The 16,127-nt window shown below is 36.4% G+C and carries 12 protein-coding genes; 4 read left to right on the plus strand and 8 right to left on the minus strand.

The features are described from left to right. Window positions 1-121: 121 nt before the first annotated feature. Window positions 122-994, minus strand: a complete 873-nt coding sequence (gene speB / locus BN3107_RS16550; protein WP_058308729.1) for an agmatinase — start codon at window positions 992-994, stop codon at window positions 122-124. 12 nt (window positions 995-1,006) lie between these two features. Further along, complete coding sequence (speE, locus tag BN3107_RS16555; RefSeq protein WP_058308730.1) at window positions 1,007-1,834, minus strand: spermidine synthase; 828 nt, start codon at window positions 1,832-1,834, stop codon at window positions 1,007-1,009. Window positions 1,835-2,194: 360 nt separating this feature from the next. Here speE and BN3107_RS16560 point away from each other — a divergent pair, with 360 nt between their 5' ends. Beyond that, a complete protein-coding gene (locus BN3107_RS16560; RefSeq protein WP_058308731.1) occupies window positions 2,195-4,303 on the plus strand; it encodes a transglycosylase domain-containing protein in 2,109 nt (702 codons plus the stop codon). Window positions 4,304-4,982: 679 nt separating this feature from the next. On the opposite strand, the gene BN3107_RS16565 is transcribed toward BN3107_RS16560, so the two are convergent. Further along, window positions 4,983-5,495, minus strand: coding sequence for a YwhD family protein (locus BN3107_RS16565; protein WP_058308732.1), 513 nt, complete (start codon window positions 5,493-5,495; stop codon window positions 4,983-4,985). 362 nt (window positions 5,496-5,857) lie between these two features. Between BN3107_RS16565 and BN3107_RS16570 the strand changes: the two genes are divergently transcribed. Together BN3107_RS16570 and BN3107_RS16575 are read left to right on the plus strand one after the other, a co-directional pair. After that, the gene (locus tag BN3107_RS16570) at window positions 5,858-6,040 is read left to right on the plus strand and encodes a 2-hydroxymuconate tautomerase (protein WP_058308733.1); all 183 of its coding nucleotides are present in this window, start codon (window positions 5,858-5,860) and stop codon (window positions 6,038-6,040) included. Between the two features lie 11 nt (window positions 6,041-6,051). Continuing rightward, window positions 6,052-6,246 (plus strand): hypothetical protein, encoded by a 195-nt coding sequence (locus BN3107_RS16575; RefSeq protein WP_058308734.1) that lies wholly within the window; start codon window positions 6,052-6,054, stop codon window positions 6,244-6,246. Between the two features lie 73 nt (window positions 6,247-6,319). Here BN3107_RS16575 and BN3107_RS16580 read toward each other — a convergent pair whose 3' ends face one another. The 5 genes from BN3107_RS16580 to BN3107_RS16600 all read right to left on the minus strand — a co-directional run bounded on the left by BN3107_RS16580 (window position 6,320) and on the right by BN3107_RS16600 (window position 15,078). Beyond that, entirely contained in the window at window positions 6,320-7,096 is a 777-nt protein-coding gene (locus BN3107_RS16580; RefSeq protein ID WP_058308735.1) for a class I SAM-dependent methyltransferase, read from the minus strand. A 51-nt stretch (window positions 7,097-7,147) separates the two neighbouring features. Further along, window positions 7,148-7,819, minus strand: coding sequence for a class I SAM-dependent methyltransferase (locus BN3107_RS16585; RefSeq protein ID WP_082631347.1), 672 nt, complete (start codon window positions 7,817-7,819; stop codon window positions 7,148-7,150). Window positions 7,820-8,230: 411 nt separating this feature from the next. Beyond that, window positions 8,231-12,922 (minus strand): hypothetical protein, encoded by a 4,692-nt coding sequence (locus BN3107_RS16590; RefSeq protein WP_058308737.1) that lies wholly within the window; start codon window positions 12,920-12,922, stop codon window positions 8,231-8,233. Between the two features lie 334 nt (window positions 12,923-13,256). Next, window positions 13,257-13,754: a YwgA family protein gene (locus BN3107_RS16595; protein ID WP_058308738.1), complete on the minus strand. Its 498-nt coding sequence runs from the start codon at window positions 13,752-13,754 to the stop codon at window positions 13,257-13,259. 19 nt (window positions 13,755-13,773) lie between these two features. Then, window positions 13,774-15,078, minus strand: a complete 1,305-nt coding sequence (locus tag BN3107_RS16600; RefSeq protein WP_058308739.1) for an HD domain-containing protein — start codon at window positions 15,076-15,078, stop codon at window positions 13,774-13,776. A 196-nt stretch (window positions 15,079-15,274) separates the two neighbouring features. Here BN3107_RS16600 and BN3107_RS16605 point away from each other — a divergent pair, with 196 nt between their 5' ends. Continuing rightward, entirely contained in the window at window positions 15,275-16,048 is a 774-nt protein-coding gene (locus tag BN3107_RS16605; protein WP_058308740.1) for a PAS domain-containing protein, read from the plus strand. The last annotated feature ends 79 nt before the right edge of the window (window positions 16,049-16,127 follow it).

A 16,127-nucleotide genomic window follows, 5' to 3' on the forward strand; every position in this document is an offset into this window, starting at 1 on the left:
TAATCTTTAATAAAGTGCGGCTACTAACAGTGTAGCGAAACGTCAGAGACGATTAGTCCCTTTATAAAGTCGTTACATATTTTATCATACTTAAGGGACTTGTTACATGTATTTCTCTTTTTTACTTAACCCAGCCTAATAATATTTCACGGACAAATTTACTGGCGGCTATTACAGTTTGTTCGGTTGGATCGTAATTTGGCGCAACCTCAACAAGGTCTGCTCCAACAACTTTTATATCGGAATTCGCGATAGCGTGAATTGCAGCTAGTAATTCGGTAGACGAAATACCACCAGCTTCTGCTGTACCTGTTCCTGGAGCAAATGCTGGGTCGAGGACATCAATATCAATTGTCACATAAACCGGTCGACCGGACAGTTTCGGTAACATTTCCTTTAATGGCTCCACGACCTGATATTTCGCCATATACATCCCACTTTCTTTCGCATAACGAAATTCATCCCGATCTCCAGAGCGAATGCCAAATGAATAAACATTTTCGGCACCAATTTTTTCACAAGCTTTTCGGATTGGTGTCGAGTGGGACAAGCTCTCCCCTTCATATTCCACGCGTAGATCAGCATGTGCATCAATATGAATAATGGCAAGTTCTGGGTATTTCTGATAGATCGCTTCGATAATCGGCCAGCTGACAAGATGTTCGCCACCCAGTCCTAACGGGAATTTACCTTTTGCTAAAATTTGTTCCACATAGTCATGAATCATTTCAAGGCTCCTACTTGCATTGCCAAATGGTAACGGAATATCCCCGGCATCAAAATAGTTGACTTCTTCTAAGTGGCGGTCTAAATATGGGCTGTATTCTTCTAAACCAATCGAAGCCTCTCTAATTCGATTCGGGCCAAAGCGTGAGCCTGGTCGAAAGCTGACGGTCCAGTCCATTGGCATTCCATAAATAATGGCATCAGCCTCTTCATGTGTCGGGCGCGACATAATAAATACTTTTCCTGAGTAAGCCTCGTCAAATCGCATCTTTTAGCCCTCCTATTTCGTTAAATCTTCGACAAATTTAGGTAATACAAAACACGCTTGATGTAATGGAGCTGTGTAATATTTCGTCTCCAACTCAAAGAATCGGTCCTCTTTTACTTTTAATGGATCATGAATTTTACTTCCCAGCGTAAACGTCCATAATCCACTTGGATAGGTGGGAATATTTGCTGTGTAAAGGCGTGTTACTGGAAAAATTTCTTTTACATCTTGAAACACTTGTTGAATGAGGTCTGCTTTAAACCACGGATTATCTGTCTGGGCGACAAAAATACCATCGTCTTTTAAAGCTTTTGAAATGCCATCATAGAATCCTTTAGTAAAAAGGTTAACAGCAGGACCTACTGGTTCCGTTGAATCGACCATGATCACATCGTATGCTTTTTGACTTTCTGCAATATGCATAAATCCGTCTGCTACACGAACTTCGACGCGGGGATGATCAAGACTTCCTGCGATCGTTGGCAAATATTTTTTTGAATATTCAATGACTTTTCCGTCAATATCGACTAATACTGCTTTTTGAACGGATCGATGCTTCAGTACTTCTCGGATCACACCTCCATCACCACCACCAACTACTAACACCTCTTTTGGATTGGGGTGGGTAAATAATGGTACATGCGCTAACATTTCATGATAAACGAATTCGTCCTTTTCTGACGTCATGACCATATCGTCTAACAACAGCATATTTCCCCATTCCGCTGTTTCTACCATATCTAGCTTTTGAAAGTCTGTTTCTTCACTATGATGCGTTTTATTGATTTTAGCAGTGATGCCAAAATTTTCGGTTTGTTTTTCAGTAAACCATATTCCCATTTGATCGGCTCCTTTAATCTATATCGATTTACTTTTTTTATTGTAAATAATACTATTCTAGAGTTTTTTACCAAAAAATCAAGTAATTCTTTATTTATTATGTTTATACCCTGTTTTTTTGAACCATAATGCTAATAACGAATGATGTGCAAACCGCGATTATTATAGATTTCGATGCTATTCACGGGAATTGGTGCTCTCTTCACAGGAATTGTCTTCCTCTTGACGGGAATTGTCTTCTGCTTCACGGGAAAAAAGGCTAATTCCCGTAAAGCTAACGATATTTCCCGTCAACAGCGTCAGTATTCCCGTGAAGATCGCAATATGTTTTTCTATTTTTTGTTCTTAGGAGGGTGTCTTATGGGTCGGAGGAGTCGGAGAAGGAAGCGACGGTTATGGAAGTTTTTTGTTTTTATATTTTTTTTAGTTGGATCTTTCTCCGCTGTTTTATTAATTGCTAGCTTTTTACTTGGCCCCCCGTCTTTAGACCGTCCTCAAAATACCATTTATTATAGCGAAGATCAAGAAGTGATTGGCGAGGAGTTCGGGGCTGAAAAAAGATACTGGATGACGTTAGATAAAATCGATGATAACTTAGAGCAGGCTACGATTTGGACGGAAGATCAACATTTCTATGATCACTTTGGTTTTGATTTCAAACGCCTTGCGTCCGCTATTTGGAAGGATTTGAAAACAATGTCGCTAAAAGAAGGGGCCAGCACGATTACTCAACAATATGCTCGCAACCTTTTTCTAACACATGAAAAGACATGGAAACGAAAATTATATGAGGCTTTTTATACGATACGTTTAGAGATGTTTTACGATAAGGATGAGTTGCTAGAAGGATATTTAAATACAATTTATTATGGCCATGGTGCTTACGGAATTGAAGCAGCCAGTAAATATTTCTTTGCTAAGTCTGCTGCCGATTTAACGTGGGCCGAAGCCTCTATGCTGGCAGGCATTCCAAAAGGTCCTTCCCACTACTCACCTTTTCATGATTATGATAAAGCGAAATCGAGACAGGAATTAATTTTGAAAAATTTGCATGATCAACAAATTATTGACTCCCAGACATATGAAACTGCAATAAACGAAACACTAGATTTTTCTGAAGAACGCACGATCACAACAAAAGGCCTCGCTCCTTATTATCAAGACCTGGTAGTAGAGGAACTGAAAGATGTATTAGGGGTTACTATAGAAGATGTTAGGTCTGGTGGTTATCAGGTTTATACTACTCTTAGCGTCGAACAACAACAAGAATTAAAGTCGGCTTCAGATCGTTTAATCGATAACCCCGAAATACAAATCGGTGCTATGGCAATGGACCCCACAACAGGTGCAATTAAAGCTCTCGTAGGTGGGAGAAACTATCAAGATTCCTCTTTCAATCGTGTGACACAAGCGAAACGAATGCCTGGATCTTCCTTTAAGCCGTTTCTTTATTATACCGCCTTAGAACAAGGTATGACAGCTGCCACAACATTGATGAGCAAACCAACCACATTTGAATTAGCAGATGGAAAGCTCTATCAACCAAGTAATTACAATGACTATTATGCCAACCAACCGATCACAATGGCTCAAGCGATTGCCTTATCTGATAACGTTTTCGCTGTTAAAACAAACATGTATGTAACACCAGACCGATTTGTTCGCGTAGCAAAAGATAAATTTAATATAAAGAGCGATTTAGAACCTGTTGCTTCTTTAGCATTAGGAACTGAAGTCGTTACGATGAAGGAGATGGTGACAGGGTACAGTATGCTTGCTAACGGCGGGAAAAAGATCGATAGTTACACGATTTCAAAAGTTACAGATGCTCATGGTGAGGTATTATATGACCGTCAAGAGAACGAATCAGAGGATAAAGGCTGGAGTTTGTTTTCCAAACAAAATAATAATCAGATACTCAATAAAGAATATACCTATATTTTAACTGAGATGATGAAAGGCATGTTTAATGAAGAATTGAATGGCTATATGAGTGTTACAGGTGCATCGATCGCTAATAAATTGACGCATGAATACGCTGGAAAATCAGGAACAACTAATGTTGATAATTGGATGATTGGTTTTAGTCCATCACTTACAACTGGTGTTTGGACCGGTTATGATGATAATCGAGAGATTGTGAAGACAAGTGATCACCAATACGCAAAAGAAGTATGGGCTAGTTTTATGGAAAAAGCGCATGGAGATATTCCGGTTGAGCGAGTCGTTCGTCCTGAAAATGTGGTAGAAGCTTCGATCGACTTGAATACAGGTTTGCTAGCATCAGAGGCTTGTACCGATACGACGACCTTATTATTTGTCAAAGGCACGGAACCAACAAAATATTGCACCTTACATTTAGAGGAATATCAACATGAACATCCCGAAGAGTTTGATGAAATCATCTCCGAAGATGATCTTATAGACAATTGGTGGGAATGGTTATGGACAGGAGAAGATGTACAATAAATCAGTTTGTATTGATATCTATGATATGTAATCTAATGATAAATTGATGAGAATTAGTGAATACGCCAACATGATTATTCTTGCTTTAGTTGTAGAGCATAAAAAAGCGCAGGCGCCCGCTTTCACTCGAGGCCACTGAAAAACCCCCTTCCTTTTTAATCAATAAAAATACAATCCCAAAATTCATACTAAATATCATATGAAAGTGGGGAATTATATGCATTTTCAATAGTGTTTCGGGGGTTAAAGTGGGGAAAATAATTTCCATAATATGTTTTTCAGTGGCCTCCTTTCACTCCTGCGGGATGTTTTTACCCTAAGATCCACTTTTTAAGCGAACTTTGCTTAAAAAGTGGATCTTAGGGTAAAAACCCGCGGAAAGGAAAGCGGGCAAGCCGCAGCGGTTGCAAAACACATATAAAATCTCATAATTACCCCAAGGTTATGTCGCACTTTCCTTCTATTATGCACAAACTGATGCCTTAATCTTTAATTGTTTGATGCGCAAAAAGCGGCAATGCCAGGATCTTCTTTTATCAGAACGGAAAAAGGCTGGGCGAATGCCCAGCCTTTTCCGGTCCTAGTAACTAAGAGTTACCATGTGTATTCATTTTATAAACAATGATCCATTAGGACAAGTATAATTGTTCATTTTTTGACAAAGTTCACAAAATGTTCATTATTCAGGTAATGCTTGTTTTAATTCGTCTGTTGAATTTTTCCACATCTCTGCATCAAATTCACGTAAAAAATCAGCTAATAATTTTTTTGACTTATCGTCCATGTGATCAACAATGACATGACCTTTCATCGATTTGTCCATATGATTCACATGTTCTGGCATTGATTTATATGCACGCTTAATCGAACGGTCTACTACAATTTCACAACCCGTAACGCCATAATAATGAGGTCCATTCTCTCCACGCTCTACCGTTACCCAAACAATCCAATATAATTTCCCATTTTTTACTACTTCTCGATCTGGAATAAATTTCACACGTCGCTCTACTTCACTGCGCGCATGCATTGCCCCCATGTCGACAAAGGCACGATCTTCATTTGGGTCTACAATTACTGGTGAGATATTTTCCAAACTGACAGAACCAACACCATATCCCCCATGACCATCAGTAGAATCATCTTTCATAATCGTAAACGCATTTGACTTTTTTTTCTTTTCTTCACTCATGACAAAGCCTCCTAATTTATACTAGATTTAATATTAAAATTAGATTTTTTAAATGCTGCGAACTTCCTCTTAGTTTTATACTGCTCTTCACGGGATAAGGTAGGCTGTTAGCGGGATAACTAATTTTGTTAACGGGATAAATCACTGTATCCTGTGAAGCCGAGCAAGTATCCCGTCAACAACTGTGTATATCCCGTGAAGAGCAACAGATATCCCGTTAAGAACCTAATTTCCGAATGAAACGCAGATTGTTTCTAATTTTCATTGTATCATGATTGAAATGGTGGTTTCATCTTCTGTGTTTCCCTCTTTTGTTATTTGCGATACAATAAGATTATATTCATGCTAAAGGAGAGATACATATGCCATATGTAACAGTCGAGATGTTAGAAGGTAGAACAGATGAACAACGTAAAGCGTTAATTGAAAAAGTTACGGACGCAGTAGTGGAGACAACTGGTGCCTCTCGTGAAAAGGTAGTAGTATTCATTGAAGATATTGATAAACGCAACTATGGTGTTGGCGGTAAACGACTAATAGACTAGGGGTGTTGCTAATGATTTACGCTGAGATAGGTGGACTACAAGGTGGAGATTTGTTCTTTTCCTTCCTCCTGTTCTTTATGATAGCAATCGTTATATTTGTCTTGATCATTATACGGTCAAAATCTCGGACAAAAAAACAACTAGATCGCGTCGAACAAAAGCTGGATAAGCTATTAAACGAAACAAATGGCAAATCCTCATCATAAATTGTTTAGTCTAAATATTAAAAGACTATGAAGTTCAAAGTTAATGCTTTGAACTTCTAAATTTTTGTAAGTTTTATTTTACAGCTTTCCAAATCATCCATCTATCTTTTTCGATTATATTAGTATCAGTTGATAACGACTTATCGATATGATTGATGAGCAACTTCAGTTCATTATCGTCTAATTCATGCAAGATACTTCTCCCAGTTCTATCACTTATATCTTTTAATAATTGCGCTTTGTCTTCATAAATGGCTCTGGTTTCCCATAGCTTAACTTCTTCAATATGACTAAATCCCACTTCTTGCAACATTTCGATCACAAACTGGCTCTTATACCTACGATTGGATTCCTTGTCAACTAAGCGAGGAAAAAGTTCGAAAAAATATCCTCTAATATGATTTTCATCGCCTTCTAAAAGATAATCTTCTGGCGTTCGGTCTTGTAAAATATAAAAACTATTATCCTTTAACAATCGAAATGCTTCTAAAAAACAAGAACGTAAATCGTTGAGATGATGTATCAGCGCTCTTTCAAGTATTAAATCGTACGTTTGACTATTTAAATTGGTTTCATAGGCATTGCCGTTTACAAAACTAATATTATCGTAGTTTTTACAGTTTTCACGTGCGCCTTCAAGTATAGCTTTAGAAAAATCAACACCTGTTACTGTTTCTACTCCCATATCTGATAGGGCTTTAGAATAAATACCACCGCCACAACCAATATCAAGAGCCTTACTAATATTTTCTACAGGTATTAGACCTTTTATCGATTCTATCCATGAATGATCTGCCTCTCGAGTTGTATACGTAATACTATTCTCTTTACTATGAAAATCAATTCCCATCTTTATCTCTCCTTGCAACTATTTTTTTAACTAAACGGATTTTCATCCTGTTTAATCACTTACCTTCTCCCCACATAGAAAAAAACTTTTCGGAATTTGAATTTCATCATTTTCTAAATGACCAAATAAAGAGGATATATCGTGATCGTATTCTTCAAATTGATCGATACTCATCTTATTTTGAATTAATCCATTTATTATTTGAGACAAAGTAGGGTCAAAATTATAACTTGGTAAAGCGGATTCATTTTTTACTTTACCAATGTAATCTAATCCATCATTAAAGACAAGTGGTTCTTTTCTAAAATATGGATATCTTAATTCATAAGGATTATCGTGGTTATCTTCATCTAATAATAACAAGAAAGGGTGAATTTCATAGATAAGAACATACCCATTAACCTTTAAAATACGGTTAATTACTTTAAAGAATTTCGATATATCCGGAAACCACATCAAACTCCCCGTTGAAATGTATACAATGTCAAAGCGATTGTTATAATCATCAGAAATGTCATAAATATCTGTTTGAATAAAGTCACATTCTACATCCACTTTTTTAGATAAAAGACGAGCAGACTCAATTGCATTGTCTGATATATCAAAACCAACCACTTCTCTTGCACCCAAATTCTTTAGTGAGATTGTTTCTTCACCATCATTACAACAAACTTGAGCTATATCTTTGCCTTTTAACTCATAGAACGATAATTTTTCAGTTATTAAGTTATCTAATGTTGAATATCCTGATTGTCCAAATTTCTTAAACTTTCCACTCTCTTCCTTCTTATTTTGATGTCTATGATTAACTTGATTCCAAGCTTATCTGTTTGCTTCCGTATACTCTTTACTGTTCAATACTGCTGCTCCTCTCATTTGGTCCTAAATGGCAATTTCTTATCCTAGCCACCTAAGTCTTGTTATTATAATAGCTACTCGTTACGAACTAGTTGTGTTAACGTTTGAATTTTAAAGTAAATGAAAAGAATAATTTTAATTCCAATGAGGAGATGAACGTTACAATTAGTGTTAATTCAATTGTACACTAGTCAAATGAAACAAAAAACCAAGTGGATCTCTTTAATATAGAGCCACTTGGTTTGTTAGTCGTTAAACTAATTAATTTTGATTTGATTACTGTAAGGAAGATGATTCTACAGTAACCTCGAATGATGTCGAGGCCAGTATTTCGTTCGATTGCCAGGATGTAACATGTATTATAACATTCGCCACACCTTCTCCATTTCCTTCGATGTTTATGCCTCCATAATTGGATACACTCGCGATCGATTCATCATTACTTGTCGCTATTATTTGATAGGAATTAGAAAATGCAGAAATAGGCTCACCATATTCATCCATAAAAACATCCAGCATTTCAATCCCTTGCGTGCTTCCTTCTATAATTACCTGATCGGGAACCGCATTGTTGATCCAAACACTCTTAAAATCTTCCACTTCGATATAGGCATGTTCTTCTGATACCCCTGTTGTATTTCTGGATAAAGCAACTATGCCTGTCACTCCTTCAGGGATTGGAGTATTATTGGCCAAATCATACTCAAGATTCGTTCCTTTCGGTGTCAATATTGTGATTGGATCTCCTATTTTTTGAGCTTCTTCATCCACCCAGTATAATTCATAGCTTGACACATAGGATTCATCTACTGCTTTGATGACACTCACTGTTCCACTTAGTTGACCACTTAATGGATTTTCATCTTTAAAGTTAATAGCTGTCGGTGCATCAGGTAATGGTAAAGCATTTACCGTTACCTCAAAGGTAGTCGAGGCTGCTATCTCCTCTGATTGCCAAGATTGAACATTTAGCGTAATAGTGGCCATACCTTCTGCCTTTCCTTCGATGAAAATACCACCATCATTGTATGCTCTTGCGATTGATTCATCGCTACTTATTGCTGTTACGTGATAGGAATTAGAAAATGCAGAAATCGGTTCTCCATATTCATCCATAAAAACATCCGGTATTTCAATCCCTTTTACGTTTCCTTCTGTAATTACTTGATTCGGAATTGTGTTGTTGATCCAAATACTCTTAAAATCTTCCACTTCCACATAGGCATGATCTTCTGACGCCCCTGTTGTATTTCTAGATACAGCAACTATGCCTGTTGCGCCTTCTGGCATTTGGATTTCACCAGACAAATGATATTCTAAATCTGTTCCTGTAGGTGTCCATATCGTGATTGGATCTCCTATTTTGTGAGCTTCTTCATCCACCCAGTATAATTCATAGCTTGACACATAGGATTCATCTACTGCTTTGATGACGCTCACGGTTCCACTTAACTGACCACTTAATGGGTTTTCATCTTTAAAGTTAATAGCTGTCGGCGCATCAGGTAATGGTAAGGCATTTACCGCTACCTCAAAGGTAGTCGAAGCTACTATGTCCTCTGATTGCCATGAATGAACATTGAGCGTAATAGTGGCAACACCTTCTGCCTTTCCTTCGATGAAAATACCCCCATCATTGTATGCTCTTGCGATCGATTCATCACTACTTGTTGCTGTTACTTGATAGGAATTTGAAAACGCAGAAATCGGCTCTCCATTTTCATCCATAAAAACATCGATCAATTCTATCCCTTTTACGTTTGCTTCTGTAATTACCTGATCCGGAAGCGTATTGTTGATCCAAACACTCTTAAGATCTTCCACTTCCGCATAGGCATGATCTTCTGATGTTCCTGTTGTATTTTTGGATACAGCAAGTATGCCTGTCACTCCTTCTGGAACTGGAGTATTATCGACAAAATCATACTCAAGATCCGTTCCTTTTGGTGACAATATTGCGAGTGGATCTCCTATTTTTTGAGCTTCTTCATCCACCCAGTATAATTCATAGCTTGACACATAGGATTCATCTACTGCTTTGATGACGCTCACGGTTCCACTTAACTGACCACTTAATGGGTTTTCATCTTTAAAGTTAATAGCTGTCGGCGCATCAGGTAATGGTAAGGCATTTACCGCTACCTCAAAGGTAGTCGAAGCTACTATGTCCTCTGATTGCCATGAATGAACATTGAGCGTAATAGTGGCAACACCTTCTCCATTTCCTTCGATGAAAATACCCCCATCATTGTATGCTCTTGCGATCGATTCATCACTACTTGTTGCTGTTACTTGATAGGAATTTGAAAATGCAGAAATCGGCTCTCCATTTTCATCCTTAAAAACATCGATCAATTCTATCCCTTTTACTTTTCCTTCTGTAATTACTTGATTCGGAATTGTGTTGTTGATCCAAATACTCTTAAAATCTTCCACTTCCACATAGGCATGATCTTCTGATGCCCCTGTTGTATTTCTAGATACAGCAACTATGCCTGTTGCGCCTTCTGGGATCGGGGTATTATTGGCCAAATCATACTCAAAATCCGTTCCTTTCGGTGTCAATATTGTGAGCGGATCTCCTATTTTTTGAGCTTCTTCATCTACCCAGTATAATTCATAGCTTGACACATAGGATTCATTTACTGCTTTGATAACGCTCACTGTTCCACTTACCTGACCACTTAATGGGTTTTCATCTTTAAATTGAATAGCTGTCGGTGCATCAGGTAATGGTAAGGCTTTTACCGTTACATCGAATGTGATGGATAGCAATTGTTCATTAGTTTCACTTTCTAGAAGAGTTACTATTACCTTTGTAGATCCTTCAGAATTTCCATTTAGATAGAAAACATCACCATCGATTCCACCTTCTGCAATCGCGGGATCAACAGTTCTTATGTTAATATCATAGTCTTCATTAAAACTATCGATAGATTGTCCAAATGGATCAATGAAATAATTTTCAAATTTAAAATGATAACTTTCATTTAAAAGCAACGTGGCATTGGGTATTGCATTTTTAATCCAAGCTTCTCTGAAATCCTGAATAGGAGTATATACATATTTCTCAGACTGTCCAAATTTATTGATTGATAATGCAATAATTCCAGTTGCACCTTCAGGTATAACAGACCCATCTTGGAAATTATAAGTCAAGTCTTCTCCAGTTTTAGCAATTTTCGTGATAGGTTCACCAATCTTGTCTTGACTATTATTTGCCCAATACAAACCATAGTGGCTTATGTTGGATTCGTTTACAGCTTTTTTGACCTTTAAAATCCCCCTTATTTTATTATATAAAGGGTCGTCATCAGTAAATTGTACCGCTTCCGGAGCTTGTAATGGTCTACTTTCCACAGTAACCGTAAACTCTTTTGATGTTTTGAAAGAGCCTAGACCAACAGATAAAATGAATGTGGCTTGACCATTCTTTTTAGGTATTATGTTTAATTGTGTACCATCAACTTCTCCCACTGCAACGCTTTGATCGTTTGACTGTATTGCATATGTTATCGATTGTTCTATTGTGAAAAAATCACTTAACTCAAGAGTTTTTATTCCATTTTCCAATTGAATCTTTTGATCTATTATTGATTGAATATCTGCTTTAATCGCTTCTTCTTTTTCTAGTTGAAGTTGTTGCTCGCGTTCTCGTTCTTTTTCCAAACGGAGTTGTTCTTGTCTCTCTTGTTCTTTACGTTGTTCTTCTCGTTGCTTGCGAAGTCTTTCTTTTTGTTGATCGTTGAGGATTTCTTTAACCTGCTCTTCCGCTTGTTGTTGTTTTTGATTTATCTGTTTTTCATTTTGCTCTTTTTGTTTCTCATGTGCTTCCTTAATTTTTTGTAATAGTCCATTATGTTGTTGCTTTTGTGCTTGACGTTGCTGCTCTTGTTGTGCTTGTTTCATCCGCTGTAATCTTCTAATTTCTTCTAAAGCAGTTGCTGTTCTCTCTTCATAAACATCCCTCATTGAAGAAGTTTGATCTAGATTTATCTGATCATTAATCTGACCAATTTCTTCTTCACTTAATTTACTTTGATTGACAGCCACATTAGCAATACTTCCAATTAAATTGTTGAGATTTTCCTGAAAACGTGCCATATCAGTATTAGCATTTAAACCGATTGTTTCAAGTATTTCTCCGTCTTGTCCTATTCGGTCTATTAAATCTTTATTCTCTTGATCTATGATTGTTTTATTTCGCAGCAACGCTTCAATAATACTTTGATCTGTCGATTCAACTAAATTAGTTATATTTACATCATTAACAAGAACCTGAGACATTTCATTATCATTATTAATAAAATTAACCTGTTGTGAAGGATAGATGGGTAAACCAGTACTCGAAGGAGATTCAGTCAATGAATCTGTGACACGAACTATTCCTGAGGCAACAAAAATACTGGTTTCCCCAACTACCGGATCAATTGACGTTATAAAGTGCGTACCTTCAGCATCTACCTGAATACCACCCATTTGCACTGAATAGTCATTATGTTTACCAGAGTGGTATATGTTACCTGCTAATTGGCGCATCGAAAGATTAATTCCTTTTTCATTCGAATAAATATCTATTATTTCTATTTCTGTATTAGCGCCTAAGATTGCTGATTCATTAGGATTAACGATTAGTTCCACTGATGCGTTTTCTTTTGATACTACTTTATCACCTGTGACTAATTCAGTATCTGAGGTGACTTCTAATTCGATATCCTCTCTGGTAACAACAACATCTCCGGTAACATTAGATAATGTAACTGTATTGCTAACCGTTTCATCATTTGCATCATCTGAATTATTCTCTTCTGAAGTAAGTTCATCCTTTACAGCAACTGTTAGCTCAGACTCACTGGTGTCTTCAGTATTAGATTCAGTTGAAAATGACATTAAAGCATTAATACCTATTGCAGTTAGTATAACAGCTGTACATACAACAACCAGAATGACAAGTTTCTTTCTATTCATACATTCCCTCCCATAAAAATAGTATTTAATCGATACATATAAAACGAGCTTATTAGGTATGATTAACTATAATAAAAGCACATCCCAAATTAAAGATCAAGAAAATTCTGAAAACTTTTCATAATATGTTACTTTAGTCATCTTTTCATAGTCTTTATTGTCATCTATCACTCGTATAATGTTACTAATGCTAAAACTTCATGCATTATTTTTATCGATAACTTTTAAAACAATTTCAAAGATTCTTTTAGTAAATTTAAGTAATAAATATCACATACTTCACAAAAAAACGAGTATAAAATCCTTGTGATTTCATACTCGCTTTCTGAATGGTTTATGATAGCTTAATATTTTTTAAAAATGACCATGCCTCTTCAATATCATCGGAAGTATAATTCGATTTTTTCTTTACTTCCTGTACTTTTTGCTCGATTTCATCCTTTGGTAAATGATCGAAATAAAGCATGGTAGCAACTAATTCCAAAAAACGTGAACTCTGTTCTTTCATGTCTCGGACAATCGACTCTACTATTGGAACATCTGCATTGGAATGCTCGAGAAAGTCTTGGCCTTGATCGGTTACCTGGTAGCGATATTGGTAGTAATTACTTTTTTGTTCTTTTACTTCTGTTACAAATCCGAGATTGGTTAGTTCCTCAATACGAAGGCTAAGCTCCTCTGAGTATGGGCCATAAAAATAAAAAGTATATTTTTCTTCAAATGGCAGTCCTAATTTCTTTAAAATATAGATGATTTTTTGTAACTTCTTCCGTCCTACGATTCCATCAGATGCTGCAATGACCTTGACAAGCTTTGCATGATTATCTAGCAATGAAAACACCCCAGTTTCTTTAACGTTCTTTTCTATTTAATATATTTTGTATTTTCGCTTTTTCCGGACGATCGTCTGCTAATCTTTCAATTAGATCTTTCGGATAATAGAGCTTATGATCGGTTCGTTTTTTTCCTGAAATAGCTTCCACAATATCAGATTGACGCGATAATTCGCGCAACTCCTGATTGGGCATTAATAAGTGGATTGGTAAGCGTTCCTCTTCTTCGCCTGGCCTGTAAAAATCATATGGTAAATCCGAAGAAGAATCTACTACTAAATAATAATCAGGATCTAAATCTATATCTTTAAAAAGTTGATATAATTCCATCCAATCATTCATTTGCAGATTGGGATTAAATTCAGCATATTTAAATAAACGGCGATTGACAAAACGATAGGCTAAATCACTCAAGATTGGGTCATCTTCCTCTGCCCACATTTGGAAGTAGTATAAAACCACTGCTTCATCAAGACGTATATAGTCAACTAATGATACCTTTTCTTCAAAAAAAGAAATAAATGGTGTTGGTTTTACCTTGAATTTGTAATTTTGACCATACAATTCTTTAACACGATGAAGTATTTTCGTCAAGATCACTTCCGCACTTCTTGTCACGGGATGGAAGTAAACTTGCCAATACATTTGATAGCGACTCATAATATAATCTTCCACCGCATGCATGCCAGATTCTTTGATGACCACCTGGTCTTCGACAGGGCGCATTACTCGCAAAATGCGTTCCATGTCAAAATGGCCATAACTTACACCTGTAAAATAAGCATCTCGTTGCAGATAATCCATCCGATCTGCATCAATTTGGCTGGAGATCAAACTGACTACTAGTTTGTCGTGGTACGTTTTATTAATGACATCTGCTACTTTTTGAGGAAATTCTTTACTTACTTTTGATAATACTTGGTGAACTTCTGTATCCCCTAAAATAATTGCTCTTGTGAATTCTTCGTGATCTAATTTAAATACTTTTTCAAACGAATGGGAAAAAGGTCCGTGGCCAAGATCATGTAATAATGCGGCAGATAAACATAAAAGCCGTTCTTCCCGGTTCCATTTAGGCCTGTCCTCAAAATTAATTAAAATTCTCCGAACGATTTCATAAACACCTAGCGAATGATTTAATCGACTATGTTCTGCACCGTGAAACGTTAAAAAGGATGTACCTAGTTGTTTAATCCGTCTCAATCGTTGAAATTCTTTGGTTCCGATTAAATCCCATATAACACGATCCCTTACATGTACATAGCGATGGACAGGATCCTTGAACACTTTCTCCTCATGTAACTGATCATCTTTATAAGCCATGGCAAATACCTTCCTCTTTTATTCCTGCAATCAAGGTTTTTTCTTATGTTTAAAACCTTATTATACCAATACTTTACTATTAAATATCCGAAAAGGCAACTACACATTTAATGCAGATATATCCTTATATTTCTAGTTTGAATTATAAGAAAGAAACGTGATAAAATTAAGTTATATGTCAATTTAGCAGGAGGAGATCCTCACGAAAAAGCAAACTTTATTTGAGGAAGCAATCAACCATACTAGAGTTGGAGTTACGATTACTGATCCATCAGAGAAAGACAACCCTATCATATTTGCTAATGATGGGTTTCATCAATTAACAGGATATACAAGCGAGGAAATTATCGGAAAAAATTGTCGCTTTCTACAAGGTAAAAAAACTAGTAAAGAGAGCGTGAACCAAATTAGAAGTGCGCTTGAGAATACCGAGCGCGTCGAACTTCAATTGTTTAACTATAAAAAAGATGGTACTGGTTTTTGGAATGAGTTAAGCATTGATCCTGTGTGGATAGAAGAAGAACAAAAAACGTATTTCATTGGTATCCAAAAAGACGTTACGCAAGAAAAAGAAAAAACGCAAATGTTAGAAAAGACGTTACATGAAATTGATACGATTTCAACACCGATCGTCCCTGTTACGGATAACGCTCTAGTCCTTCCTTTAATAGGAAATTTCACGGACAAGCGTTTCGATTCCATGAGTACCCGCTTATCTCTTTATTTAGAATCAGCTGAAGAAGATTATATTATTATCGATTTGTCAGGACTTTATGAAATGGATACATATGTCGTATCAAGGTTTTTTCAAATTAGTCAACTCGCATCTTTGATGGGTAAAGAAACCATTTTATCAGGTATCAGTCCTAATTTAGCATTAAAAACGGCCGGAATCGTTGATACTGTAAATAAGATACATACGTTTGCTAATGTTAAATCAGCATTAAAATTTATTAATAGCCTTTCCTAGATTAAAAAGCACGCTATAAGTGCTTTTTTTTATTTTCTAATTTGAAAATGACCAAAATAAATGTTTACTTCCCCTCATG

The sequence above is a fragment of the Gracilibacillus massiliensis genome, from assembly GCF_001458115.1.
Taxonomy (GTDB): Bacteria; Bacillota; Bacilli; order Bacillales; family Amphibacillaceae; genus Gracilibacillus; species Gracilibacillus massiliensis.

Excerpts from the sequence above, each read along its gene's own strand:
- speE (WP_058308730.1), bottom strand. The coding sequence starts at position 1,834 with ATGGGAATATGGTTTACTGAAAAACAAACCGAAAATTTTGGCATCACT.
- BN3107_RS16570 (WP_058308733.1), top strand. The coding sequence starts at position 5,858 with ATGCCATATGTAACAGTCGAGATGTTAGAAGGTAGAACAGATGAACAA.
- speB (WP_058308729.1), bottom strand. The coding sequence starts at position 994 with ATGCGATTTGACGAGGCTTACTCAGGAAAAGTATTTATTATGTCGCGC.
- BN3107_RS16580 (WP_058308735.1), bottom strand. The coding sequence starts at position 7,096 with ATGGGAATTGATTTTCATAGTAAAGAGAATAGTATTACGTATACAACT.
- BN3107_RS16565 (WP_058308732.1), bottom strand. The coding sequence starts at position 5,495 with ATGAGTGAAGAAAAGAAAAAAAAGTCAAATGCGTTTACGATTATGAAA.
- BN3107_RS16575 (WP_058308734.1), top strand. The coding sequence starts at position 6,052 with ATGATTTACGCTGAGATAGGTGGACTACAAGGTGGAGATTTGTTCTTT.
- BN3107_RS16600 (WP_058308739.1), bottom strand. The coding sequence starts at position 15,078 with ATGGCTTATAAAGATGATCAGTTACATGAGGAGAAAGTGTTCAAGGAT.
- BN3107_RS16590 (WP_058308737.1), bottom strand. The coding sequence starts at position 12,922 with ATGAATAGAAAGAAACTTGTCATTCTGGTTGTTGTATGTACAGCTGTT.
- BN3107_RS16560 (WP_058308731.1), top strand. The coding sequence starts at position 2,195 with ATGGGTCGGAGGAGTCGGAGAAGGAAGCGACGGTTATGGAAGTTTTTT.